This is a genomic window from Collinsella sp. AF04-24 (genome assembly GCF_003465685.1).
Classification (GTDB): Bacteria; Actinomycetota; Coriobacteriia; order Coriobacteriales; family Coriobacteriaceae; genus Collinsella; species Collinsella aerofaciens_AP.
Map to the genome: position 1 here is coordinate 1 of NZ_QSBK01000016.1, position 23,988 is coordinate 23,988.

Annotated in this window: 19 protein-coding genes and 1 tRNA gene; 5 read left to right on the forward strand and 15 right to left on the reverse strand. The window is 62.0% G+C overall.

Annotated features, from left to right (window positions below):
- Nucleotides 1-28: 28 nt before the first annotated feature.
- From DWV32_RS07285 to argS, 4 genes are all read right to left on the reverse strand, one after another.
- A complete protein-coding gene (locus DWV32_RS07285; RefSeq protein ID WP_233540432.1) occupies nucleotides 29-295 on the reverse strand; it encodes a VanZ family protein in 267 nt (88 codons plus the stop codon).
- A 7-nt stretch (nucleotides 296-302) separates the two neighbouring features.
- Nucleotides 303-1,703: a hypothetical protein gene (locus DWV32_RS07290; RefSeq protein WP_117583743.1), complete on the reverse strand. Its 1,401-nt coding sequence runs from the start codon at nucleotides 1,701-1,703 to the stop codon at nucleotides 303-305.
- Nucleotides 1,704-2,016: 313 nt separating this feature from the next.
- Entirely contained in the window at nucleotides 2,017-4,587 is a 2,571-nt protein-coding gene (gene rho / locus DWV32_RS07295) for a transcription termination factor Rho (RefSeq protein ID WP_233540433.1), read from the reverse strand.
- A gap of 529 nt (nucleotides 4,588-5,116) precedes the next feature.
- Nucleotides 5,117-6,970: an arginine--tRNA ligase gene (gene argS, locus DWV32_RS07300; RefSeq protein WP_117757736.1), complete on the reverse strand. Its 1,854-nt coding sequence runs from the start codon at nucleotides 6,968-6,970 to the stop codon at nucleotides 5,117-5,119.
- Nucleotides 6,971-7,312: 342 nt separating this feature from the next.
- Here argS and DWV32_RS07305 point away from each other — a divergent pair, with 342 nt between their 5' ends.
- The gene (locus tag DWV32_RS07305; protein ID WP_022094807.1) at nucleotides 7,313-7,798 is read left to right on the forward strand and encodes a CarD family transcriptional regulator; all 486 of its coding nucleotides are present in this window, start codon (nucleotides 7,313-7,315) and stop codon (nucleotides 7,796-7,798) included.
- A gap of 108 nt (nucleotides 7,799-7,906) precedes the next feature.
- Nucleotides 7,907-8,506, forward strand: a complete 600-nt coding sequence (locus DWV32_RS07310) for an HD domain-containing protein (protein WP_117757737.1) — start codon at nucleotides 7,907-7,909, stop codon at nucleotides 8,504-8,506.
- A 70-nt stretch (nucleotides 8,507-8,576) separates the two neighbouring features.
- On the opposite strand, the gene DWV32_RS07315 is transcribed toward DWV32_RS07310, so the two are convergent.
- Nucleotides 8,577-9,863 (reverse strand): glutamate-5-semialdehyde dehydrogenase, encoded by a 1,287-nt coding sequence (locus DWV32_RS07315; protein WP_117757738.1) that lies wholly within the window; start codon nucleotides 9,861-9,863, stop codon nucleotides 8,577-8,579.
- Between the two features lie 112 nt (nucleotides 9,864-9,975).
- On the opposite strand from DWV32_RS07315, the gene DWV32_RS07320 reads away from it, so the two are divergent.
- Entirely contained in the window at nucleotides 9,976-11,394 is a 1,419-nt protein-coding gene (locus DWV32_RS07320) for an alpha/beta fold hydrolase (protein ID WP_117757739.1), read from the forward strand.
- A 101-nt stretch (nucleotides 11,395-11,495) separates the two neighbouring features.
- Here DWV32_RS07320 and proB read toward each other — a convergent pair whose 3' ends face one another.
- From proB to DWV32_RS07345, 5 genes are all read right to left on the reverse strand, one after another.
- Entirely contained in the window at nucleotides 11,496-12,623 is a 1,128-nt protein-coding gene (proB, locus tag DWV32_RS07325; RefSeq protein ID WP_117757740.1) for a glutamate 5-kinase, read from the reverse strand.
- A gap of 79 nt (nucleotides 12,624-12,702) precedes the next feature.
- Nucleotides 12,703-14,208, reverse strand: coding sequence for a nicotinate phosphoribosyltransferase (locus DWV32_RS07330; protein ID WP_117757741.1), 1,506 nt, complete (start codon nucleotides 14,206-14,208; stop codon nucleotides 12,703-12,705).
- An 81-nt stretch (nucleotides 14,209-14,289) separates the two neighbouring features.
- Nucleotides 14,290-14,730: a hypothetical protein gene (locus DWV32_RS07335; protein WP_117757742.1), complete on the reverse strand. Its 441-nt coding sequence runs from the start codon at nucleotides 14,728-14,730 to the stop codon at nucleotides 14,290-14,292.
- 64 nt (nucleotides 14,731-14,794) lie between these two features.
- A tRNA-Ala gene (locus DWV32_RS07340) sits at nucleotides 14,795-14,867 on the reverse strand.
- A gap of 151 nt (nucleotides 14,868-15,018) precedes the next feature.
- On the reverse strand, nucleotides 15,019-15,957 hold the full coding sequence (locus tag DWV32_RS07345) for a radical SAM protein (protein ID WP_117757743.1): 939 nt from the start codon (nucleotides 15,955-15,957) through the stop codon (nucleotides 15,019-15,021).
- A 524-nt stretch (nucleotides 15,958-16,481) separates the two neighbouring features.
- Between DWV32_RS07345 and DWV32_RS07350 the strand changes: the two genes are divergently transcribed.
- Together DWV32_RS07350 and trpS are read left to right on the forward strand one after the other, a co-directional pair.
- A complete protein-coding gene (locus DWV32_RS07350; RefSeq protein ID WP_117757744.1) occupies nucleotides 16,482-17,681 on the forward strand; it encodes an MraY family glycosyltransferase in 1,200 nt (399 codons plus the stop codon).
- A gap of 161 nt (nucleotides 17,682-17,842) precedes the next feature.
- Nucleotides 17,843-18,892 (forward strand): tryptophan--tRNA ligase, encoded by a 1,050-nt coding sequence (gene trpS / locus DWV32_RS07355; RefSeq protein WP_117757745.1) that lies wholly within the window; start codon nucleotides 17,843-17,845, stop codon nucleotides 18,890-18,892.
- A 385-nt stretch (nucleotides 18,893-19,277) separates the two neighbouring features.
- Here the strand turns inward: trpS and DWV32_RS07360 are convergent, their stop codons facing one another.
- From DWV32_RS07360 to pckA, 5 genes are all read right to left on the reverse strand, one after another.
- Nucleotides 19,278-19,598 (reverse strand): MGMT family protein, encoded by a 321-nt coding sequence (locus tag DWV32_RS07360; RefSeq protein WP_089572047.1) that lies wholly within the window; start codon nucleotides 19,596-19,598, stop codon nucleotides 19,278-19,280.
- Between the two features lie 79 nt (nucleotides 19,599-19,677).
- Complete coding sequence (locus DWV32_RS07365) at nucleotides 19,678-20,532, reverse strand: DegV family protein (RefSeq protein WP_117641033.1); 855 nt, start codon at nucleotides 20,530-20,532, stop codon at nucleotides 19,678-19,680.
- Between the two features lie 119 nt (nucleotides 20,533-20,651).
- A complete protein-coding gene (locus DWV32_RS07370) occupies nucleotides 20,652-21,101 on the reverse strand; it encodes a MarR family winged helix-turn-helix transcriptional regulator (RefSeq protein ID WP_022093866.1) in 450 nt (149 codons plus the stop codon).
- A 173-nt stretch (nucleotides 21,102-21,274) separates the two neighbouring features.
- Nucleotides 21,275-21,994: a B3/4 domain-containing protein gene (locus tag DWV32_RS07375; RefSeq protein ID WP_089572051.1), complete on the reverse strand. Its 720-nt coding sequence runs from the start codon at nucleotides 21,992-21,994 to the stop codon at nucleotides 21,275-21,277.
- Between the two features lie 227 nt (nucleotides 21,995-22,221).
- Nucleotides 22,222-23,892, reverse strand: coding sequence for a phosphoenolpyruvate carboxykinase (ATP) (gene pckA / locus DWV32_RS07380; RefSeq protein WP_187361842.1), 1,671 nt, complete (start codon nucleotides 23,890-23,892; stop codon nucleotides 22,222-22,224).
- Nucleotides 23,893-23,988 lie beyond the last annotated feature (96 nt).

Genomic DNA, 23,988 nt, shown 5'->3' on the forward strand with positions numbered 1-23,988 from the left:
TTTCCGGTTCGACGAACAGCCGATCGTGTCAAATGTGGTCTAACAGAGCCAAATCAAAGGCGTGCGTTGCCAGGATGCCGAGCACCAAATACTCGGTAAAATGCGCGCACTTACGAACAACAAAGTTGGTCACCCATTCATATGGAAGTCCCACGCCGTGCAGGAAACCGCGGATAGCTTCCATGACCGTTAGGCTCAGTGAGCCCGACCCCGAGCCGGGAACCAGCGAATTGCCCCAGATCAAGAGCGCCATCAGGCAGGTTACGACCGCCCATTTTCGATTGATCTTAACCATGCAGAAGTTATGCCTCCGCACGGAGCGGCGCGAAGCTGGCGGTACCGCCCTCGATAACGCTCAGATAAGCACGGCCCGTACGCTTGGCGGTAGAGGACTGAAGACGCTCGATCTCTTCCTCGAGGATCTGATTGACGCGCTCGTGACGACGATTTTCCATAATGCCGGCGGCAATAGCCTCGGCCCGCTCGATGCTCTCACGCGAGATACGGGCAGTATCCTCGGGGAACACAGCGCTGTGACGGCCGACATAGGCGGGGGCAGCAGGCTGAGGGGCAGCGACGGGAGCGGGGGCTGAAACAGGAGCAGGCTCGTCAATCTCATCCAGAATCGCGGTGGCGGCGGCCCACATACCCTCGTGGCCCGAGTAATCGGCCATGGGGACATCAACCTCGAGCGAGGCGTCCGGAAGGTCGCCGGTGTCGATGCGATCTTGGGCATCAATCGATGCGGTGATGGCTGCAGGCTCATCGAGGTCATCGAGATCGATGCCCGCGGCACCGGAGATGATAGGCATGCTGGCGAGGTTTGCATTGTACGGCGCAGCCTCAGCCGCCTGCTGCTGGGCAGGAGCGCCCCAAAGCGAGCTTTCGGCGGCACGGCGGGCGGCAACAGCCTCCTCGTCCGCGGTCATGGCTTCATCAACGTACGAATTATCGGCAGAAGCGTTCGCGTCCGCCGAGGTAGCGCTGTAGGCGTTATTGACCGCCGCATTGGCAACGAGTGCCACGAAAGCCGCCGTGCTGCCCGCAGGGGCGGCCTGGGAGCCCGACACGGCGCGTGCCGCGGCGGCGATATCATCGCGATTGAAGGAGCCGGTCTGCCCGCCGTTGGTGAGCTCGTCGATGGCGACTTGATAGACGTCGCGCGAGCGTGCAGGGTCGCAGCTCACCGGCGAATCGTCGTCGAGCATGCTGTCGATCATGGACCAAGCCTCGGCCTCGTCCATAGCATCTGCGGCTCGAGCGATGGTAGGGACACCATCATCGGCATGACGGCGCTGGAACGCACCAGTCAGGCCGGAAAGGAATGCCGAGGTAGACTGCTCCGACTGAGCCTGAGAAGCAGAAGCCGCAGCGTACGGAATCGCATCCTGCTGCTGAGCTGGAATCGAGGCGGTCTTGAACTCGCTTTGATGCTGATTGAGATTGGCGGCACCGCCCATGGCATCGGGCTGGAACAGACGCTCTTCACGCTGCGCACGATACTCGGAGATACCCAGCGAGGCGGCATAGATACCCACGCCCGCCACCGCGCCCACGGCGAAGGGAACTGCACCCGCCACGACCGTCTCGTTCACCGACGAAAACGGCAGCGTCGCGGCATACATAACCACGGGAGCGGCAAGGCCGATCCCGCACGAAAGTCCGGCAAGGACTGCTCGTTGTGTTGCATCAGAAGAAGCCATGAGCTCTCCCCATCTTCCAGCACCCAAATCGCATCATTCAGTTGGCTGCGCGAGAGAAGATGAAGCGGGGCTATGCCCCAAAGCAACGGTATATGGTTCGTTTCATCTGCGTTTTCCGTCGCGAAGCTTAAAAGTTATTATGCGAAACCGTCCTGTCGATTGCAAGTGACGATGTCGGATTGAAACGGGAAACCTGCTGCTCGTCGGTCTTACGGTCAAAAATAAGCGCGGAGCGGCGCTATAGAAAAGGGCCGAGGCTCAAAGCCCCGACCCTTTATCGCATTGATGACTATCGCTGCGCGTGGATGACAACCTAGAACGTCTGCTCGTAGTCGCTGTGTTTTTTGGCCGAACGCACCAGGAACTCCTGGTTGGTGTTGGTGCCCTTAAGACCCTTGATAAACGATGCGGCTGCGCGCTCGGTGTTGTTCATGCCGGCAAGAATGCGACGCAGACCAAAGACAAACGGACGCATCTGCTCGTCGACCAACAGGTCCTCGTTACGCGTACCGGAGGCAACGGGGTCGATAGCCGGGAAGATGCGGCGGTCGGCCAGGTCGCGGTCGAGCTTAAGCTCCATGTTGCCGGTGCCCTTGAACTCCTCAAAGATGACTTCGTCCATCTTGGAACCGGTGTCGATGAGGGCAGAGGCCAGGATGGTAAGCGAGCCACCGTTCTCGATATTGCGGGCTGCACCCAGGAAGCGCTTGGGCGGATATAGGGCCGCCGAATCGACGCCGCCCGAAAGGATGCGGCCCGAGGCGGGCGCCGCCAAGTTGTAGGCGCGGGCGAGGCGCGTGATGGAGTCGAGCACCACCACGACGTCGCCACCCAGCTCTACGATGCGCTTGGCGCGCTCGATGACGAGCTCTGCCACGCGGGTGTGGTTGTCGGCAGGCATATCGAAGGTCGACGCCACAACCTCGCCCTTGATGGAACGCTGCATATCGGTGACCTCTTCGGGGCGCTCGTCGACGAGCAGGCAGATGAGGTGCACCTCGGGGTTGTTAATCGAGATAGACTGGCAGATCTTCTTGAGGATCGTGGTCTTGCCGGCCTTGGGCGGGGACACGATCAGGCCGCGCTGGCCCTTGCCGATCGGTGACACGATGTCGATGGCGCGGCCGGTAATAGAGTCCTTGCCGTGCTCCATGCGCAGCGGCTCGTTGGGATAGACCGGGGTGAGGTCGCCGAACTTGGGGCGGTTGCGAATCTGCTCGGGGTCCAGACCGTTGACGGTCGTGATTTTGGCGAGGCCGGCGCGCTTGTCGCCGCCGCGCGAAGGACGCAGCGAGCCCTCGATGACGTCGCCCGTGCGCAGGCGCGCGGAGCGGATGAGGTAGGCGGGCACGAAGGCGTCGTCGTTGGACTTCATGTAGCCATGGGCGTGGATGATGCCGGAGCTATCCGGGCGAATCTGCAGAATGCCCTTGATGTCGCGGAAGCCCTCGGCCTTCGCGGCGGTGACGTAGATCTCCTCGACGAGCTCGGCTTTCTTCTTGCCGGTCGTCTCGATCTCGAACTCCTTAGCCTTCTCGCGCAGCTCAGCGACCTTCATGGCCGCGAGTTCCTCGCGCGAAAGCGTGGGCTCGGTGGGAGCGGCATTACGCTCCTTGTTGCGCTGTTTGCGATCGCGCTGGCGGTTGCGACGGTCGTTGTTGCGGTCGTCCTTACGCTCGTTGCGCTCGTCGTTGCGCTTGTGCTGGCGACGGTTGGGACGAGTGCCGTCTTCGCCCTCAGCGGGGGCGGCACCATCGGTTGCGGCGGTGCCAACATTGGCCGCGGCGGCGTCATTGGCCTCGGCGCCAGAATCAACCTGCGCTTCGACATCCTGCTGCTCGGACGCCTTGGCCTTAACGGACTTCTTACGACCGCGCTTGGGCTTCTCGGACGCAGGTTGTTCGACGTCCTGGGCCTTGGCGACATCAGTCGACGCATCGGCGGTCGTCTCGGCAGAATCCTCGGACGCACCCTTCTTGGCAGCCTTGGCCTTGGACGTGCGCTTAGCAGCAGTACGACGGCTGCGACCGGGACGGACGTCGGCGGGCTCGGCATCGGCGGGAGCGGCCTCGGAAGTCGTAGCATCCTGGACGGGTGCATCGGCAGCGGTTGCAGACTCGGCGGTCGCCGCAGCATCCCGAGCGGCGGCGGCTGCTGCTGCGGCCTTCTCTGCCTCGACAAAGGCCTTGGGCTTGCGACCGCGACGGTGCGGGCGCAAAGCCGGATCGACAACGGGAACTTCGTTGGCCTCGACAGGCGCAGCGGGCTCAACAGGCAATGTGCCCTCCCCTGCCGCGGAACGGACCGAAGCCTCAGTGAGCTCGGGGGCTACCTGTTCCGCAACTTGCTCGGCCTTAGCAGCCGTGCGGCGGCGTGTGCGCGGTGCCGGCTTCTCGGTCGGCAGGTCGGCGGCAGGGGTCTCGATGGCGGCAGGCGTCTCGGGCACAGACGGAGCTGCAAGCTCGGTCAGAGCCGCGGCCTCGCGCTCGGCAGCACGACGGCGGGCGCGCACCACCTGAGCCTCGCTAATCTGCGCCAACGCACGTGCCTGCGCGACCTCATCGGAAATCGGCGCCGAAGAGTCAGCTGCAACGGTGCGCTTGGCGCGCGTCGTGCGCGTGGTACGGCGCTTGGGCTTGGTGGCCTCCTCGCCGTCAGTGGCAGGTTTGGCCGTGCGGCGCGTACGCTTGGGCTTTGCCGGAGCAGCCTCCTCACCAGTTGCAGACACGGCCTTCTCAGCCGCTGCAGGCGTAGGCGTCGAAGCAGCCTTGGGCATCTCAGGAGCCGAGGCTTGCGCGGGCGCCGCGACCTGGTCCGACGCAACCGGTGCAGCGGGAGCGGCCTGCGTCGTCGTTATTTCGTTTTCTTGCTGTTGATCAGACACAGTGTTTGCTCAACTTTCTTTTCAAGCCCTGTGATCACATGCTCCCTGCATAAACCTTCAGGGCGGCTAAACAGTCTAGTTCCGTTCAAAACGACGGACATCATTGATCTGTATCGAGATGATTGCGTCAACTACGCAGCGTTAGTGTAACACAACCGCCGCCACCTGCAACTTAGTCATTGGGGGCGTTCTTAAACGACTAGTCAAAAGGGACACTCTTTGGTCTACCACCCACAAATCAGACTGCCTCCGCCAAAACTATGGCGGTTTACTACGACGAATCGCTCAACCGCGACCACTCCGAAACATGTTGAACTAAAACCGCAGGTAGATGCCTTGCGCTTTTTTGCGAAAAGCCGGCGTGGTTGGAAATTCCCAATTCATCGTAGTAAACCGGCATAGTTTCGTATTTCCAGCAGTTCCAAATTCGTCAATACGTCGGCATTTGCGAAAAAAGCCCGACCTCCGTGGGAGATCGGGCTTATAGGGCTCAGTTAAACCAAACCTACACGGTCAAATGACCCGCAGGTTACATCTGCTCGGGCGCGGAAACGCCAACGAGGGTGAGCACCAGGGCGAGCGTCACGCGGACGGCATCGCAAGCGGCCAGACGGGCACGCGAAAGCTCGGGGTCGACGGGACGGCCCTCGCTCGGCAGCACCTGGCAGGCAGCGTAGAAGCTGTGGAAGTCACCGGCGAGTTCCTCGGCAAAGTGGGTCAGACGGAACGGGGCGCGATCGCGAGCACAGCTGGCGATCAGGTCGGTGAGCTCGTTGAGCTTGCGCGAAAGGGCGAGCTCGGTCGGGTCGGTCAGCAGCGAGTAATCGACGTTCTCACCGATGGCCTTGGCGGCAACGGCCTTCATGCCCATCTCGTCGGCCTGCTCGGCGGTAACGTCGGCGGCACGGCGCAGGATGGAGCACACGCGGGCGTGGGCATACTGCACGTAATAGACCGGGTTGGAGTTGTCGCGCTTCTTGACGGCCTCGATATCGAAGTCGACCATCTGGTTGGAGCTCTTGGAGATGAGCGTGTAGCGAGCGGCATCGGAGCCAACCTCGTCGACGAGCTCCTGAAGGGTCACCATGGTGCCCTTGCGCTTGGACATACGGACGGGCTTGCCGTTACGCAGCAGGTTGACGAGCTGGCCCAGTAGAACCTCGAACTTGCCGGGGTAACCCAGAGCGTCGCAGACGCAGCGGACGCGCTCGATGTAACCGTGGTGGTCGGCGCCCCAGATGTCGATGACGTGGTCGACGCGCTGGAACTTATCCCAGTGATAGGCGACGTCGGAGGCGAAGTAGGTGTACTCGCCGTCGGACTTGATCAGGACGCGGTCCTTGTCGTCGCCCAGATCGGTGGAGCGGAACCACAGGGCGCCGTCCTTGGTGTAGAGGTAGCCCATCTTGTCGAGCTTCTCAAAAGCGCGGTCGACGGCGGAGGTGCCGGCGGTCTCGCCCTCGGTGTCCTTCACATACAGCGAGCGCTCGGAGTACCAACGGTCAAAGTCGCAGTTGACGGCGTGGCAGAGGTCGCGCATGTTGTCGACCATCTTCACGTAGCCGCGCTCACGGAAGCTCTCCATACGCTCCTGCGGATCGGCGTCGACCCACTTGTCGCCGTCGGTGCGCCAGAACTCGGCGGCCTCGTCGATGATGTAGTCGCCGCCGTAAGAGTCCTTGCCCAAGGTCTCGGCAAAGTTGTCCTGATACGGATGGGTCTCGGGGTGCTCGTCGTTCTCGTCGGCAACAAAGGCGTCACGGTCGGCGATCAGCAGCTTGTGAGCCTCGTCGATATCAACGCCCTGCTTGGCGATGATGTCGGCAAGCTGCATATAGCGCGTGCTGATGGAGTTGCCGAAGGTGTTCATCTGAGAGCCGTGGTCATTGATGTAGAACTCACGCTGGATGTCGTAACCGGCGTGGTCCATGACGCGGCAAAGGGAGTCGCCCAGAGCGGCCCAGCGGCCGTGACCAATGTGCATGGGGCCGACGGGGTTGGCGGAAACGAACTCGACCTGGGTCTTCAGGCCACCACCGACGTTGGACTTAGCGAAGTCCATGCCCTTCTCGCGAGCCTCGCCAAAGATGGCATTCTTGACGGCAACGGAGAGGTAGAAGTTGATGAAACCGGGGCCTGCGATCTCAACCTTCTCGATCGCGGGATCCTCGGGCATATGGGCAACGATGGCCTCGGCGATCTTGCGCGGGGCGCAGTGAGCCAGCTTGGCGGACTTCAGAGCCATGGTGGAGGTCCACTCGCCATGAGAAGTATCAGCCGGTCGCTCGATAGCGCAATCGTCAAGTTCAAATGCGGAAAGGTCGCCGGCCTCCTGGGCCGCTGCAAGCGCAGCGCGTACCAGCTCTTCAATCTTCTCGGGCATAGATCCTCCTTGTGTTAAAGCCCCCGAGCTCTTGGTCACTCGTAGGGCAAAAGCCAGAGTTTGTAGCACTCTATCACAAGCGGTAGCTACTGTCGTAGGGTAAAGTTAATCGATATTGCATATGCACAAAAATGACTACAGCTCGCACGGGATCACTCAAAGATAGGTGCCTGCCTGCTGATTGTGCACCTGCAGAAAATGCATAAACAGGTGCATGAGCTGCTCGGAATATCGAATACTCTTACCTATCGGAATTGTGTGCTTTTCCTGCATAAAGTAAGGGTTTGCGCACGTCAGCGTGTTATTCTAGACATACGTAAATTCGTATAAGTTGGAGGTAGCATGTTCTCAATCGGTCAACACGTCATTCATCCGGGCCAGGGAGTCTGCACCGTCGTCGGTTTTAGGGACGACACACCGCAGCCCATGCTGCTGCTCGAGACCAAGCAGGGACATGCGCAGACGATCCTCATGTACCCCGTGGCGCAGGCCGACCGTTTGCACGCCGCTATCTCGCAGCAAGATGCCGAGCACCTGCTGAGCCACTACGACGAGCTGGAGTGCGACACCTTTACCGAGCGCAACAGCTCACTTGAGGAGACGCACTTTAAGCAGCAGCTCAAGCTGGGCGCACCCGAGACGGTCCGCGTGGCAAAGACCATGATGCACCGCATTCGCCAGGCCGAGGAAGCTGATAAAAAGCCCAGCTCCTACTACATGCGCGTACTCAAGGAGGCCAAGCGTCGTTCCATCGAGGAGTTCGCCGTGGCCTTGGGCGTCACCGAGGAGGACGCCGAAGCTCGCCTAGCCCAAGCCGCCCTCAACTAACCCATCCGCGCCAAAAACCACCACAAAGGGGACAGGCACCTTTGTGGTGGTTTTCTTGTTCCAGTAGTATTCATTCTTAGCGATACCCACGAGCACAAGGAGTCTCTTATGGCAGAGCCGCTTACCGCCGGAATCACCCGCGACCGCGCGTTCGAACTGCTCAACGAGCACAACAAGGACCCGTTCCACATCACCCATGGCGAGACGGTCGAGGGCACCATGCGCTACTTTGCGCGCGAGTTCGACCCCGAGAACGAGGAGTTTTGGGGCATCGTCGGCCTGCTGCACGACCTGGATTGGGAGGAGCATGAGGACGACCCCATGAACCACACCATCTATGCGGCCGAGATCCTTGAAGGCGAGGGCGCCTCTCCCGATCTCATTCGCGCCATTCAGACGCACACGTCGGACTTCAACACCTCGCTGCCCAAGCCCGAGCTGCAGATGGAAAAGATCCTGTTTGCCTGCGACGAGCTCACCGGCTTGATCGGTGCTGCCGTCATCATGCGTCCGAGTAAGAGCGTCATGGACTTTACGACCAAGTCGCTCAAGAAGAAGTTCAAGGACAAGCGCTTTGCCGCCGGCTGCTCGCGCGACGTGATTACGCAGGGTGCCGAGATGCTGGGCTGGGAGCTCCCCGAGCTCTTCGACCGTACCATCGCGGCCATGCAGTCCTTCGCCCCCGACCGCGATACCTTCCAGGCCTAACCGCCCACCCCACCTAAAACCGCCACAAAGGGGACAGGCACCTTTGTGGCGGTTTTCGTTTACGAGGGGTTTAGGGGCGGACCTGGCCGGTGCCTCGGAGCTTGTATTTGTAGGTGGTGAGGGCCTCGGCGGCAAAGGGGCCGCGGGCGTGGAGCTTTTGGGTCGAGATGCCAATCTCGGCGCCCAGGCCAAACTCGCCGCCGTCGGTAAAGCGCGTGCTGGCGTTGGCGTACACGGCCGAGGCATCGACCGCGTCCAGGAAGCGCTCGCAAGCATCCGTGTCCTCGGCAACGATGGCCTCGGAGTGCATCGTGCCGTAGCGATTGATGTGTGCGATGGCCTCGTCCTCGTTTGCCACGACCTTCACGCTCATCTCGAGCGCCAGGTACTCGCGACCCCAGTCCTCCTCAGTCGCGGCAACGTAGTCATCGCCCTCGGCAAGCCCGGCATCGGCGCACGCGGCGCACGTGGCCTCGTCGCCGTGAATGAGCACGCCGTGGTCGTGCAGCACGGCAACAACCGCAGGCAAAAACACATTGGCCACAGCATGGTCGACCAGCAGCGACTCGGCGGCATTGCACACGCCCACGCGCTGCGTCTTAGCGTTGACGATAATATTGAGCGCTTTATCGAAGTCGGCGGATTCATGCACGTAGATGTGGCAGTTGCCCGTGCCCGTCTCGATCACCGGCACAAGCGACTCGCGCACGCAGCGCTGGATCAGGCCTGCACCGCCGCGCGGAATGAGTACGTCGACAATACCGCGGAGCTTCATGAGCTCGCCAGTGGCCTCGCGGTCGGTGGACTCGATCATCGACACGGCCTCGCGCGGGAAGCCCTTGGCCTCGAGCGCATCGGCCAGCAGCTCAGAAATCATGGCACACGAGTGATAGGCCAGCGAGCCGCCGCGCAGAATACAGGCGTTGCCGGTACGGATGCAGATGCCCGCGGCGTCGGCCGTCACGTTGGGACGCGCCTCGTAAACCATGGCGACCAGGCCCAGCGGCACACTCACACGGGTCAGGTCCACGCCGCTTGCAAGCACGCGGTGGTCGAGCACGCGGCCTACGGGATCGGGCAGCTCGGCGAGCTTTTCCAGGCCGGCGGCCATGCCCTCGACGCGCTCAGGCGTCAGCAGCAGACGATCGAGCAGTCCGGCCGAGGTACCCGCATCGCGCGCGGCGGACATATCGAGCTCGTTGGCGGCGACGATGGAGTCGACACCGTTGCGCAGCGCTGCGGCCATGGCGCGCACGGCCTCCTGGCGCTGTTCATCGCTCGCCGTGGCAAGCGAGGCCGACGCTGCCTTGGCGGCAACGGCAAGATCGTGGACATACGTGGCTATATCGACCGACATGGGCGGCCCTTTCTCCTAGAAGTTTGCAACCATGGTAGCCGATTTGCGCATGGCCTCGCCCGCGGCGGTAGAATTGGTCAACCCGAAACACCGCAACGAACGGAAGACTCACATGGCCCTCATCACTTCGTACCACGTCCCCGGCCTTTACGTCGAGGACCACAGCATCGACGTCCCCCTTGACTGGCGCGGCCTGGAGCCGATGCTCCTGGCCGTCGGCAGCACCATGCGCCGCGGCGCTATGCCGGCGCCCATCGCCGGCGCGCCCGAGAGCATCAAGCTCTTCTACCGCGTGGTTTGCGCACCCGACCGCATCAACGACGACCTGCCGCTCCTTCTCTTTTTGCAGGGTGGCCCCGGTGGCGAGAGCCCGCGTCCGCTGTCGCCCACAAGCGATGGCTGGATCGAAGAGGCCGTCAAGCATTTCCGCGTCGTGCTGCCCGACCAGCGCGGTACCGGGCGCAGCAGCTGTGTAGACGGGCGCACGATTGCCGCACTGGGCGAGCGCGCCGAGGCGGCCGGCTCCGATGCTGCCCGCTCGCAGGCGGACTTCCTCAAGCGCCACCTCGCCAGCTCCATCGTGCGCGATTTTGAGTACCTGCGCCTGGTGGGCTTTGGCGGCAGGCCCTGGGTCACGCTCGGGCAGAGCTACGGCGGCTTTTTGACGCTGAGCTACCTGTCGCTCTTCCCCGAGGGCGTGGCGGCAAGCTTTACCTGCGGCGGCATCCCCCACGTACCGGCGAGCGCAAGCGAGGTCTACGCGCACACCTTCCCGCGCATGGCCGCCAAGACGCAGCAGTATTACAACCGCTACCCCGCCGACGTCGAGCGCGTGACGGCCCTGGCAGATGCCCTCGAGGAGCAAAAGCCCGTGCTACCCGACGGCTCGCCGATGACGGTCGAACGCCTACAGCTCATGGGCAGCGACTTTGGCATGAAGCCGAGCTTTGAGCGCATGCATTGGATTTTCGATCATGCTTTTGTTGACGGCGACGGCACGCTGGCCTGCGGCGCCTCGGTATCTGACAGCTTTTTGATGCGCGCCTTCGAGCGCACCAACACGCGCACGAATCCGCTGTACTGGACGCTTCAGGAGTTCATCTACGCCGACGGCGACACCATGCCCATTCGCTGGGCCGCGGCAGAAGAGAAGGCCCGTCGTGCCGAGTTCGACACGCTCACGCGACCGCTCATGTTTACCGGCGAGGCCATGTTCCCGTGGATGTTTGAGCAGATGCCCGAACTTAAGCCCTTCAAGCCGGCGATGGATCTGCTTATGGAAGACACAAGCTGGGACAAGATCTACGACCCGCAGCGCCTGGCGTGCAACGAGGTGCCCCTGCAGGCCGCGGTGTACTTCGATGACATGTACGTGGACTCGGGCATGCAGCTCGATACGCTCAGTCGCGTGGGCAACTCGCATGCCTGGGTGACCAACGAGTTCGAGCACGACGGCTTGCACGGCAGCGTGGTGTTCAAGCACCTCTTCGACGAAGCCCTCAACCGCGGAGACCTGCGCCAGATCTTCTAGCAAAGGAGTGTCCCAAAGTGCCGGCACATAAGGAACGTCCCCAAGTGCCGGAAAAGGAGAGGCAGCACTGCTGGCAAAACGAGCCGCAGCGCTGCCTCTCTTTATGCAAACACTATCAAGTTGTCCCTATGGATCGCGGGCTTCTCGGCCAGGTCTGCGAGCAGGCGGTTGCTGGCAATCTGGTCCTGGCGGCGGCCGGCGGCAAGCTCCAGCACGTCCGAATCGGCCTCGGCGATACCACGGGCGACAACCATGCCGCTCGGGTCGCACACGTCGAGCACATCGCCCTCGGAAAACACGCCATCGACCTCGCGAATACCCACCGCGAGCAGCGACGAACCGCGGCTGACCAGCGCCTTCGCGGCGCCGTCATCGACCGTCACCGAGCCGTGCGCCTTGTCGCCCAGTGCGATCCACAGCTTGCGCGGCGCAATGTCCAGGCGCTCCGCCGGCGGATCGAACAGCGTACCCACGCTCTCGCCGCGGGCCAGACGCACGAGCGCATCGGGCTCCTCGCCCGAGCAAATCACGCTTTGAATGCCCGCCGTCATGAGAATGCGGCTCGCGCGAATCTTGGTGATCATGCCGCCCGTACCCACCGATGTGGAAGAATCGCCCGCCGAGGCGATAATCTTGGCATCGATCTTATGCACGACCGGGATAAACTCGGCCGTCGGATCCTCATGCGGATTGGCGGTGTAGAGGCCATCGATGTCCGAGAGCGTCACGCACAGATCGGCAGAAACCAGGCAGCTCACAAGCGCCGCCAGCGTGTCGTTGTCGCCAAACTTGATCTCATCGACGGTGACGGTATCGTTCTCGTTGACGACCGGCACCACGCCGAGCTCCACCAGGCGAAGCAGGGCGTCGCGCGCGTGCAGGTAGGACGTGCGGCGCGCCGTGTCGTGACGCGTGAGCAGCACGAGCGAGGTGAGCAGGTCGCGCGCATGGAACTCCTCGTCGTAGGCCGACGAGATGATGCACTGACCGGCCGAGGCGCAGGCCTGCAGGCTCGGCAGGTCGCCGACCGGCTTACGGTCGAAGCCCAGCACGGGATAGCCGCAGGCAATGGCGCCCGAGCTCACCACGATCAGGCGCCAGCCAAGCTCGCGCAGCGCTGCGGCCTGGTCGGCAAGCCCGCCGATAAAGGCGCGGTTGACCTTGCCGTCGGCGCCCACCACCGTGGACGAACCGATCTTTACCACCATCGTTTTATAAGAAGTCGTCATACGTCAAACCAATCAACTGTTCAGCGAACGGCCGAGGCGGTGGCCAGGGAAGCGTGACTCGCCCCTACCGCCCAAGGAATTAGTGAGCCCAGGGAAAGGCAGAGGCCGCGGCCATGTTCTTGCGCACGAGCTCGTCGCGCACCTGAGCCAGGCCCTGCTCCATACCCACCACATAGGTCTGCGGGTACAGGAAGCGCTTGAAAGCTGCGTCCAGATGGTCGAGCGCCCAAGCACAGCGCTCGCGCGCGTCCTGGATGCTCTCACGCGGAGCCACCGCACTGCCATCGCGCACGATCGGCACCAGCAGCTCGCGATACTCGAGTTCGGACACGTCGGTCACCAGGGCGGCATCGTTCACGGCCACAAGGGTATTGCCGCGCGCGGCGCCCTCCCCTGCCAGATGATCCTCGTCATAAATCATGTCGCAAACCGGACCGCCAAAGCCGTCGTAATAGCGTCGTACGCGCTGCACGCCGGGGATCGTGCGCTTGTAGGGCTGCTCGGAAAGCTTCACCACCGGCGTCCACGGCTCCGCGTCGCTCGCACGACGGGCCGAAAGCTTGTACACGCCGCCCAGCGCAGGCTGATCGTAGCAGGTCGCGAGTTTGGTGCCCACGCCAAAGCTGTCGATGGGCGCGCCCTGGTCGAGCAGGGACTGAATCGTGTACTCATCCAAATCGTTAGAAACCGAGATCCCCACATAGGGCAGGCCCTCGGCATCAAAACGGCCGCGCACATACTTTGAGAGCTTGGCGAGGTCGCCGGAGTCGATGCGAATGGCCGACAGGCGCTCGCCCACCGCTTCCATCTCCTTGGCAACCGTAATGGCATGTTCACAGCCCTCGCGCACGTCATAGGTGTCGATGAGCAGCGTGCAGTTCTTGGGGCTCGACTTGGCAAAGGCGCGGAAGGCCTCGAGCTCGGAATCGAAGCTCATCACCCAGCTGTGCGCATGCGTGCCAAAGACGGGAATACCGTAGCGGCGGCCGGCGAGCACATTGGACGTAGAGGAGCAGCCGGCAACGTAGCTCGCGCGCGCGACGGCCAAGCCGCCATCGGGACCCTGAGCGCGGCGCAGGCCAAACTCGGCAACGGGACGGCCGTCCGCCGCCAGCACCACGCGCGCCGTCTTGGTGGCGACAAGCGTCTGGAACCCAACGATGTTGAGCAGCGCCGTCTCGAGCAGCTGGCACTCCAGCGCGGGGCCGGTGACGCGAACCATGGGCTCGCGCGGAAAGACGAGCTCGCCCTCGGGCACGGCGTCGATGTTTACATGCGCACGAAAATCGCGCAGGTAGTCGAGGAATCCAGGCTTGAACATCGCGCCGCCGGCCGGGGCCTGGAGCGAGGCGAGGTAGTCGATGTCCTCGGGCGTAAAGCGCAGATTCTCGACCAGCTCGGGCAGTTCGGCGGTGCCGCACATGACGGCATAGGCGCTGCCAAAAGGATGGTCGCGGTAAAACGCGGTAAAACAACCCTGCTCATTGGCCTTGCCGCTCTCCCACAGGCCCTGGGCCATAGTGAGCTCGTACAGATCGGTGAGCATTGCAATGTCGGTGGGATGCGAGATGTCGGTCAAAGCCATGGGGCGACCTTTCGGATGCGTTGTGCAGAGGTTGAGGGTTGGCGAGGCGGGCGTGCGGGCATGGAGCCCAGCGCGAACAGGCTAGTGCAGACCCATGCTGGTCAGGATCGTGTAGCCCATAAAGATGACAAACGCGATGAGGGCAAGGACAATGATGATTTTTTGAGCCGGCGCCATACAGGGGATCTCGTTCTCGCCCGTGGGCTCCTTGGAGGTGACCATGCGCTGGGCAAAGGTCATCTCGTCACGGCTCGGTTTGGGCTCGACGGGCTTGGGACGAGCGGCCCTTTTAGGCTGAGGTTTGGGTGCGGCGGGCGCGGGCTTCGCGGCGGCGGGCCTGGGCGCGGGGGCGACGTTCGCGGCGGCCTCCTCGGCCTTCTCGCGCTCGGCACGCAGGGCGGTCAGCTCCTCACGCTCGCGACGTGCCTCTTCCTGGGCCTCGCGGCGGGCCTTCTCGGCGCGGAGCTCTTCCAACTCGGCGCGTTCCTCGGCAGACAGTGGTTGGGACTCAAGCTCGGCCATGGTACAGCCCTTTCTTTTAAAAAAAGCCGCCGACACAATGTCAGCGGCTTATCAAATCCAAGGGTGGAGACGAAGGGAGTCGAACCCTCGGCCTCTGCCATGCGACGGCAGCGCTCTCCCAACTGAGCTACGTCCCCAGGACAAGTCGATATTTTACCTACGGCTCGCCAACTGTCAACGCCCAATAACCAGTCTTTTTGGGGCGTGGCTATTTTGACAACTTTTCGAGCAGGCGATCCTCTCGATGATTTTTTAATCCCCGTCCCAGAAAAATCATCGGCGAATGTGCTACTTTGCGCTGGTGAGGACGCCGGTGGTGTCGAACGCCGGGGTGAAGCTCTCGTCTACCGCTCCGCCTTCTTGCCAAAACATCGTCGTAAAGCCCAGGTCGTCGGCATGGTCGAGCACCTGCTCGTACTCCTCGCGCGTCACGGCGCGCGCCAGGTCGCCGCCTTGTTCGCGCATGAGGGCATTGGGCGTGTACTGGTTCATGACCGAGATCGGCACGTCGCCCACCGTCTGCCACACCAGGTCCAACACGCGGCACGAATCGTCCGCATGCCCCGGCAGCACCAGATGACGCACGATTATGCCGCGCTTCATGAGCCCGTCCCCGTCTACCAGCTCTCCCCCGCGGCGCTCAATCTCGCGCGCCATCTGGGCCAGACCCGACACAGCCACGCGCGGGTAGTCCTTAATATGAGAGAGTGACTGCGCAAGCGCCGCATTGGCATACTTAAAGTCGGTAAGCCACACGTCGACCAAATCGCCGAGCGCCGCCACGGCACTCGCGCGCTCATAACCGCTCGTGTTGTAGACGATTGGAATGACCAGTCCGCGCTCCCGAGCTGCGGCAATCGCGGCCGGCAGCAGGTGAGCATAATGCGTCGCCGTCACCAGATTGATGTTATTGGCACCTTGGTCCTGCAGCTCCAGCATAATCTCGACCAGGCGCTCGGGCGAAATCTCAAGCCCAAAATTGCCCGTCGAGATCTCGTGGTTCTGGCAATAGATACATTTGAGCGAGCAGCCGCTAAAGAAGATCGTGCCCGAACCGGCCTCGCCCGAGATAGGCGGCTCCTCCCACATATGAAGCGCCGCGCGGGCCACCTTGAGCGTGTCATCGGCACCGCATACGCCGTGCGCACCCTCGTCGCGCACCGCACCGCAACGGCGCGGACACAAATGGCAGGCGGGCGAAAAAAGTTCGGTCAACGGCGTCGGCATAAAAACATGCTCCAAAACAACGATTCAGCAGCTCAAACGTAAAGGGACCAACCGCACAGACGGCTCGAGCCCAAGGCGCCGTAATCGTCCGACACGATTTTTGTAATGTCAAGACTGGAATCGATAAAGTGCCGCTTTATGATGTAGGTATTCCGCCCCCCGCGGAGCAACTGGGTGAACCGTCGCGTTTATTTAGGGAGCCCACACAGTCGTACCTAGTACAGGTATCCTTCGTTGTTAAGGACGCTGGAACAGTCGATGAGGGCACCCACCTGTTTTAGGTGGGTTCATTTTCGTAACGTGGGGGGTGGTTTTTATTTGCCGAAAACCACCATTACAGCCCATATGGATCCCCGCCGGTATCCCGACAATCCATCGACAACATCCCATTATCTGGTAAGCGCGTGATTATCGCTGCGTGCAATTCCATGCACCCCCCTTGGTCGAGTATCATGGTTCGGCTATGCCCTTTGCGCTTAGCAACCTTTGACCTTTTCCTTCGACGCTTGGCGGTTTTTAGATTCATGGCTTCATCCCCGAGCTACATACCGTATCTATGCGTGGCAGCGGCGGCCTTTATCACGACCTTCCTCATGGTGCCCCTGGTCAAGCGCTTGGCAATTAAGCTCGACGCCGTCGACTATCCTTCCAAGCGCCGCATCAACACCAAGCCCATCCCGCGTTTGGGCGGAACGGCGGTGTTTTTGGGCCTGGTCGTTGCCTGCATTGTGCAAATCCTAGGCACCTGGCACCTAGGCTGGCCGCCCGTCCTGGTGCCGCACCCGCGCCTTCACATTAGCTATCCTATGCTGGCCCTCTCCTTTACCGTCATCTTTGCGACCGGCGCTATCGACGACGTCTTCCAGCTCAAGCCCAAGCAAAAGCTAGCCGGACAGGTCCTCGCCGCGCTTATCGCCTGTATCGGCGGCCTGCGGATCGGCGTCATCGTCAACCCGTTTGCCCCCGGCGAGATCATGCTCGGATGGCTCGCCTACCCCATCACCGTGATCTATCTGGTGGCATTCACCAACATCATTAACCTCATCGACGGCCTCGACGGCTTGGCCACGGGCATCTGCGGCATCGCGTCGTTCACCATGTTTTCGATGGCCGTTCTCTCGGGCCGCATCGACGCCGCCGCGCTCTCCATTGCGCTCTTTGGCGCTTGTCTGGCCTTTTTGCGCTACAACTTCAACCCCGCAAGCATCTTCTTGGGCGACTCGGGGTCGTTGCTTCTGGGCTTTGCACTGGGCTCCATCTCGCTGCTCAACGTGAGCCGCACCGCCGCGCTCACCTCGCTTATCATCCCGCTCATCGTTGCCGGCGTGCCCATCATCGACACGTTTAGCGCCATCGTGCGCCGCAAGCGCGCCCACATTAGCATCGGGCAGGCCGACAAGGGCCACATCCACCACCGCCTGATCCAAGAGGGCTACAACCAAAAGCAGGCAGTGCTCCTCATCTACGCCTGGTGCATCATGCTTTCGGCCGGCGCCGCCGCGATTAACCAGGTCGAGGTGCCCATGCGCGTGCTCATCTTTACCGTACTCGCCATTGGCTCGGCGGCCTTTGCCAAGCACCTGCACCTGTTTGAGCCCGTGCTGCGCCACCATTACAACAAGCGCACGCACGAGGACGAGCTCGTCACCCCCGACGATCCCGCCTTTAAGCAGGAGGAGCAGGCGGCAGAAGAACGCAGGGAGGAGCGCCACCACAGGCGCTAGGGTAAGCTGCCGAGGATGCGCCCAGGCGCCGCCGGCCAAACGCGCAGCCACGCCGCGCCCATCGCACATGCCGCCGCTCTCCCGCCCCTCGCGTACTTACGCCCCGACCCTCCAATAAACGCGTTATCATCTTGACCCATGAACATACGTTAGGAGCAATCATGCCAAACGAGAACAGCTACGAAGTCGCGCTGCAAAAGAGCAACGCCATTCGCGAGGGCCTGGCCAAGACGCCCGAGAAGTTCACCATGCTTACCGGCGACCGCCCCACCGGCCGTCTGCATCTGGGTCACTACTTCGGCACCCTCAAGGGCCGTGTGGAGCTGCAGAACATGGGTGCCAAGACCAACGTACTCATCGCCGACTACCAGGTCATCACCGACCGCGACACGACCGAGCACATCCAGGACAACGTGTACAACATGGTCATGGACTACCTTGCCTGCGGCATCGACCCCGACAAGACCATGATCTACGCGCACTCCGCCGTGCCCGCCGCCAACCAGCTCATGCTGCCGTTCCTGTCGCTGGTCTCCGAGGCCGAGCTGGCGCGCAACCCCACGGTCAAGGCCGAGATGGAGGCCTCGGGCCACGAGCTCACCGGCCTTCTGCTCACCTACCCGGTGCACCAGGCCTGCGACATCCTGTTCTGCAAGGGCAATGTGGTGCCCGTCGGTCGCGACCAGCTGCCGCACATCGAGCTCACCCGCACCATCGCCCGCCGCTTTAACAACCGCTACGGCAAAGTGTTCCCCGAGGTCGAAGCGCTGCTGTCCGAGACCCCGCTACTGCCGGGCCTGGACGGTCGCAAGATGAGCAAGAGCTACGGCAACGCCATCAACATCTCGATGACCGCCGAGGAGACGGCCAAGCGCATCAAGAAGAGCCAGACCGACTCCGAGCGCATGATCACATTCGATCCCGAGAACCGCCCCGGCGTGTCCGGTCTGCTTTCGACGGCCGCCATCTGCACTGGCCGTTCCGAGGTCGAGATTGCCGAAGAGATTGGCATGGGCGGCTCCGGCCAGCTCAAGAAGTACGTGACCGAGGCCGTCAACGAGTACTTCGCGCCGATCCGCGAGCGTCGTCAGCGCTACGAAAACGACCTGGACTATGTGAAGGACGTGCTGCACGAGGGCAACCGTCGCGCCAACGAGATTGCCGAGCAGACCCTGGCCGAGGTTCAGGACGCCATGGGCATGGTGTACTAGATCGATCTGCTGGCTAGAACTTTCGATTGCTATAGGGCGGGCGCTAGTGCGTCCGCCTTTTTTGGTGCCCGACCGGTTCGGCTCTGCCCATTGCACTCCCCCGAAAAACAGGAACAGGCCCGCTGGCAGTTAGTTGCCAGCGGGCCTGTTCCCGAAGTACACCGTTGAATCGCACAGAGGGGAGGAATGCGAATCAAACTCAACAGGGCAGGCTTTTTCATCGCCTATTGCCTGCTCCGTTGCTGAATACAATATAGTTCACCGTGGTTTACTTTGTAGCGTCAATATGTTCCCCCATAGCTTCTCCATAAGTTAGCTCAGGTAAACTAGAACCACCACAAAGGGGACAGGCACCTTTGTGGTGGTTTTAACCACGGCAGAGCCGCTAGAGCCCTGCAGGCCAGCGACAGGCGGCCAAGTCGACGTGCATGTCGTCCTTAAACGCCACACCCTCCCCTAGCAAAAGCTCACGTTGAGCATCGGGACCGCCAAAAGCAAAACCATCGCATATGCGGCCATCGGCAAACACCACGCGGTGACAGGGAATCTCGCCGGGGCGCGGATTGCCATGCAGGGCATACCCCACGTACCGCGCACTTCGTGGACGTCCAGCAAGCAGCGCCACCTGACCATACGTGGCGACCATCCCCTCGGGAATCTGCTCGACCACCTCGTACACCCGCTCAAAAAAGCCCTCAGACGCCATTGCTCGCTCCCTTCCACCCGGAATAGCATAAACCACCACAAAGGTGCCTGTCCCCTTTGTGGTGGTTTTGGCAGGTGGGCTAGTTAACGGGCTGGAAGAAGGCTACGGCTACGGCGCCGGGGCCTACATGGGTGCCGATGGTGGCGCCGATGGTGTGAACGGGCAGTTCGCCCTCGGTGTGGCCAGCCCACAGTGCCGCGCTGTCCTCGATATACTTCTTGAGCACCGCATCCGAAAGGCCCGTATAGCCGAGCGCCAGCGGCATGGAAAAGTCGATGCCGCCCGCCTTTTCGACCTTCTGGTTGAGCAGGTTACGTCCGTTCTTGGAACCGCGCGCCTTGCCCAGCTGCACGATCAGACCGTCCTCGGCAGCCACCACGGGCTTTACGTTGAGCAGCGTACCCACGGCACCGGCCGCAGCAGACAGGCGACCGCCGCGCACCAGGTACTCCAACGTCTCGAGCAGGCCGATGACGACCACGCGGTCGCGCACGGCCTCGACAGCCGCCGCAACCTGAGCCGCGCCCTGGCCCTCGTCCACCAGGCGCAGCGCATACTCGACCAGCACGCGCTCGCCCAAGGTCACGTTATTGCTGTCCACGACGAACATGTCGCCGCCCGGCGCCTCGGCAAGTGCCGTACGAGCACTCTGGTTGGTGCCCGAGAGCTTGGCTCCCACGGTAATAATCACGGCCTCATCGCCGGCCTCACGCGCTTCGGCAATCGCCTGCGAAAAGGCGTACGGGTTGACCTGACCGGTCTTGGGCAGCTCATCGCGCTCCACAAGCATCTCGTAAAAGCGCTGGTGATCGATGTCGACGCCATCCATATACACATCGGTGCCAAAGGTGACGGACAGCGGCAGAACACGCAGAGCGGGGTGCTCCGCCGGCGACATATCGCTTGCGGAATCGGTAATAATGCGGACGGACATAACGAATCCTTTCTTGCGCAGGTCTCGCGCAGGGAATTTTGACAGCAATGTCCCGGCACGGCGTACGCGCTCAAACGGGACGATGCAGTTTTTAATGGGAAGCAAATACCTTGGCGGCCTTAGATCTCACGCAGGGTGTTGAGAATCGTACGCAGCGACGCATACATCTGCTCGCGCTGCTCCACACCCATAGCCTTACCGGTGGTGTCGAGCACCTCGCGAATGATGCGGTCCGCCTCGCTCATGCTCTCGCCGCCCAGAGCGGTCAGGCGCACCGGGGCACGATACTTAACGGCCGCATCACCCGAGTCGTCGACCTCGACGTAGCCGCCCTCCTCCAGATGCGCGAGCGTGCGCGAGACGGCGGCACGGGTCACGCCTGCCATGCGAGCCAGGTCAGCGCCAGTCAGGCCGTCCTTGCTGCGCTCAAGATAGTACAGGCACATAACGTCGGAGCCCTTGAGGCCCAGCCTTGCGCCCTCGGATGTCTTAATGCGCTGGATCTCCTTGTAGAGCCCGCTGATCAGTCCGACAAAGTCCTCGAAACGTGTCTCGTCGTTCTGCTGCATGGGAGACGACCGCCTTTCGCTTACATGATGCTAACGGGTAAACATCTTAGCCGCACGAGGCAACACCCATACCCAAATATCCCATTTGTTAACCCATCAACATAAAAACCACCACAAAGGGGACAGGCACCTTTGTGGTGGTTTTGACCGGCGAACATGATCCGCAGGCGTCGTTACAGTTCCACGCAGGGATTGTCGCGGGTCACAAGCGTCTTAACGACAACCGTCGCTCCCAGATAGCGCTCGAGCAACTCGGCGAGACGATCAACGGCAGCCTGGCAATCCCCCATCCGCTCGGGCTCCGCGCACTCAATCGCCAGGAATGCATCGGCCGAATCGTCGGACAGCGCCGTGCGAACGCCATCGCGCCAGTTCCAGCAGCGGCATACGGCGCCCGCATCATCGATGTAGGCGAGCTCGCCGGGCAGCGTCGGGTCATCTGTTTCCTCGCCAAGTGGCAGGAACGCATCGCCGCCGTCAGTCACCTTCAAGCGAAGATCCCCCTCAATCGTATGCAGGTCCTCGCCGCCAACGGGCAGCGCGTAGGTCAGCGACACCGTGTTGTAGATGTCCACCGCGGGCGTAATGTGGCCCACCGGTTTGCCCTTGAGCACGCGCTTGAGCAGGTTCTCAATTGAGCAACGCGCGCCCTTTTTGGTCTTGAACAGCCGATAAGCCTCGCGCCATGCCTTGACCGGTGCGTTCTCGCTGATAGTATCGCTGGTCAGATGACGCTCCGCGTCGATATTGGCGCGGTCGAGCAACGCCGCAATCGCGTCCACGTCCTCTTGAGGAATCTGAGCCGCGGGCTTCATGCCCTTTACGACCACAACACCGACAGCCGCCTGCGGAAATAGCTCCCAAAACGAATCCTCGGCAATAAAGCTCTTCATGCGCTCTCCCTTCATCGTGCGCGCCCGAGCGAGGGCGCCTAAACAAAAAGCGCCCTTACGACGGCCACCTTCAAAGTCCTACGGTGCCGCCACAAGAGCGCTTACGCTGCCCCCATCCGGAGAAGGGGGCAATATGTCAGGCGTATTGTAACCCGAGTCATCCGCGCGAGTAAAACCACCACAAAGGTGCCTGTCCCCTTTATGGTGGTTTTGGGTCTGAAGCAACGCTAGTGTCGGAGTCCCAGCAGGCCGCGGCCGCGATGACGGGCGTCGGCGTGCACCTGAGCGTGCGGACCGGCGGCCTTCACGGACTCGGGCAGGTGCGAGTACTTCTTCTCGAAGTTCTCCTCGAACATCACGGCCAAGTTGTGCGCCGCCTCGTCGTAGCGCGCGGTGCTCTGCCAGTACTGGCGCGGCACCAGGATGCCGTCGGGCACGCCGTGGCACGTGGTGGGAATGTCGACGTTAAAGATATCATCGTGGACGAACTCGCTGTCCTCGATGGTACCGTCGAGGGCGCGGGCCACCAGGGCGCGCGTGTAGGCAAGCTCGATGCGATGGCCCACGCCGTAGCCGCCGCCAATCCAGCCGGTGTTGACCAGGTACACACGCGTGCGGCCGTCGGCGATGCGCTCACCGAGCATCTTGGCATAGACCATGGGGTCGAGCGGCATAAACGGCTCGCCAAACAGCGAAGAGAACGTGGGTGTGGGCTCGGTGACGCCGACCTCGGTGCCGGGGATCTTGGCCGTAAAGCCCGTCACAAAGTGATACATGGCGGCGTCGGCCGTCAGGCGCGAGATGGGCGGCAGCACGCCAAAGGCGTCGCAGGTCAAAAACAGCACGACGCTCGGAGTGGTGCCCATACCCTTGGTCCACGCGTTGGGAATGTGCTCCACAGGGTAGGCCACGCGCGTGTTGTGCGTGACCGAGACGTCATCGTAGTTGGGCTTGCGGCTCTCGTCGAGCACCACGTTTTCGCAGATCGCGCCAAAGCGGACGGCGTTGAAGATCTCAGGCTCGTGGAACGCGTCCAGGCCCTCGCATTTGGCGTAGCAGCCACCCTCGATGTTGAAGATGCCCATGTCGGACCAACCGTGCTCGTCGTCGCCGATCAGTAGGCGCGTGGGGTTGGCCGAAAGCGTGGTCTTGCCGGTGCCAGACAGGCCAAAGAACACGGCGGTCTCGTGCGTGACAGGATCCATGCTGGCCGAGCAGTGCATGGGCAGCACGTCGTCCTCTACGGGCAGCAGGTAGTTCATGACGCTGAAGATGGACTTTTTGATCTCACCGGAGTAACCGGTGCCGGCAACCAGAATCACGCGCTCCTGGAAGTTGATGACCACGGCGGCGCTGGAGTTGAGGCCCTTAATGACGGGATCGCACTGGTAGCCGGGAGCGGCGAGCACGCAAAAGTCCGGCTCACCGGTGCGCGCAATTTCGCGAGCGAGCGGGCGAGCGAGCATCTGCTTAATAAAGAGCGCCTGGCTGGCACGTTCGCAGGCGACAAGCAGGCGACGTGTATGGTTGCGATCGGCACCGGCCATACCGCGCGTGACGAAAACATCGCGCTCGTTGAGGTAGTTGACGATACCGGCCTTGATGGTCTCGTAGCTCTCGATCGAAAGCGGTCGGTTGACGGCGCCCCAGGCGATCTTGTCGTGCACGTCGGGCGTGTCGACGATAAAGCGGTCGTTGGGCGAACGGCCGGTGCGCTCCCCCGTCTCGATCACGAGTGCGCCATTGGATGCCATGCGGCCTTCTTCGCGGCGGATGGCGTGCTCGACGAGCTCCGCGGCGGGTAGATCGACCAGCAGACGGGGCTGATTCTCGGCAGGATCTTCGACCAGCGTAAGACCAAAGTTGGACAAAACTTCTGCAGGGGTAACACCTGGCATGGGGCCTCCTTTAAAAGCGCGACACGTGGACGCGGCGCGCACTTTACTCACGTAAAGCCCGTTGTACCCGATATGCAAAAACGTTTTTGCGGCAAC

Bases quoted from the DNA above. Each gene is read 5' to 3' on its own strand.
- DWV32_RS07285 (WP_233540432.1), bottom strand. From the start codon at position 295: ATGGTTAAGATCAATCGAAAATGGGCGGTCGTAACCTGCCTGATGGCG.
- DWV32_RS07320 (WP_117757739.1), top strand. From the start codon at position 9,976: ATGGCCCTCATCACTTCGTACCACGTCCCCGGCCTTTACGTCGAGGAC.
- proB (WP_117757740.1), bottom strand. From the start codon at position 12,623: ATGACGACTTCTTATAAAACGATGGTGGTAAAGATCGGTTCGTCCACG.
- DWV32_RS07345 (WP_117757743.1), bottom strand. From the start codon at position 15,957: ATGCCGACGCCGTTGACCGAACTTTTTTCGCCCGCCTGCCATTTGTGT.
- trpS (WP_117757745.1), top strand. From the start codon at position 17,843: ATGCCAAACGAGAACAGCTACGAAGTCGCGCTGCAAAAGAGCAACGCC.
- DWV32_RS07370 (WP_022093866.1), bottom strand. From the start codon at position 21,101: ATGCAGCAGAACGACGAGACACGTTTCGAGGACTTTGTCGGACTGATC.
- DWV32_RS07335 (WP_117757742.1), bottom strand. From the start codon at position 14,730: ATGGCCGAGCTTGAGTCCCAACCACTGTCTGCCGAGGAACGCGCCGAG.
- DWV32_RS07290 (WP_117583743.1), bottom strand. From the start codon at position 1,703: ATGGCTTCTTCTGATGCAACACAACGAGCAGTCCTTGCCGGACTTTCG.
- DWV32_RS07315 (WP_117757738.1), bottom strand. From the start codon at position 9,863: ATGTCGGTCGATATAGCCACGTATGTCCACGATCTTGCCGTTGCCGCC.
- DWV32_RS07330 (WP_117757741.1), bottom strand. From the start codon at position 14,208: ATGGCTTTGACCGACATCTCGCATCCCACCGACATTGCAATGCTCACC.
- DWV32_RS07305 (WP_022094807.1), top strand. From the start codon at position 7,313: ATGTTCTCAATCGGTCAACACGTCATTCATCCGGGCCAGGGAGTCTGC.
- argS (WP_117757736.1), bottom strand. From the start codon at position 6,970: ATGCCCGAGAAGATTGAAGAGCTGGTACGCGCTGCGCTTGCAGCGGCC.
- DWV32_RS07375 (WP_089572051.1), bottom strand. From the start codon at position 21,994: ATGAAGAGCTTTATTGCCGAGGATTCGTTTTGGGAGCTATTTCCGCAG.
- DWV32_RS07365 (WP_117641033.1), bottom strand. From the start codon at position 20,532: ATGTCCGTCCGCATTATTACCGATTCCGCAAGCGATATGTCGCCGGCG.
- DWV32_RS07360 (WP_089572047.1), bottom strand. From the start codon at position 19,598: ATGGCGTCTGAGGGCTTTTTTGAGCGGGTGTACGAGGTGGTCGAGCAG.
- pckA (WP_187361842.1), bottom strand. From the start codon at position 23,892: ATGCCAGGTGTTACCCCTGCAGAAGTTTTGTCCAACTTTGGTCTTACG.
- DWV32_RS07350 (WP_117757744.1), top strand. From the start codon at position 16,482: ATGGCTTCATCCCCGAGCTACATACCGTATCTATGCGTGGCAGCGGCG.
- DWV32_RS07310 (WP_117757737.1), top strand. From the start codon at position 7,907: ATGGCAGAGCCGCTTACCGCCGGAATCACCCGCGACCGCGCGTTCGAA.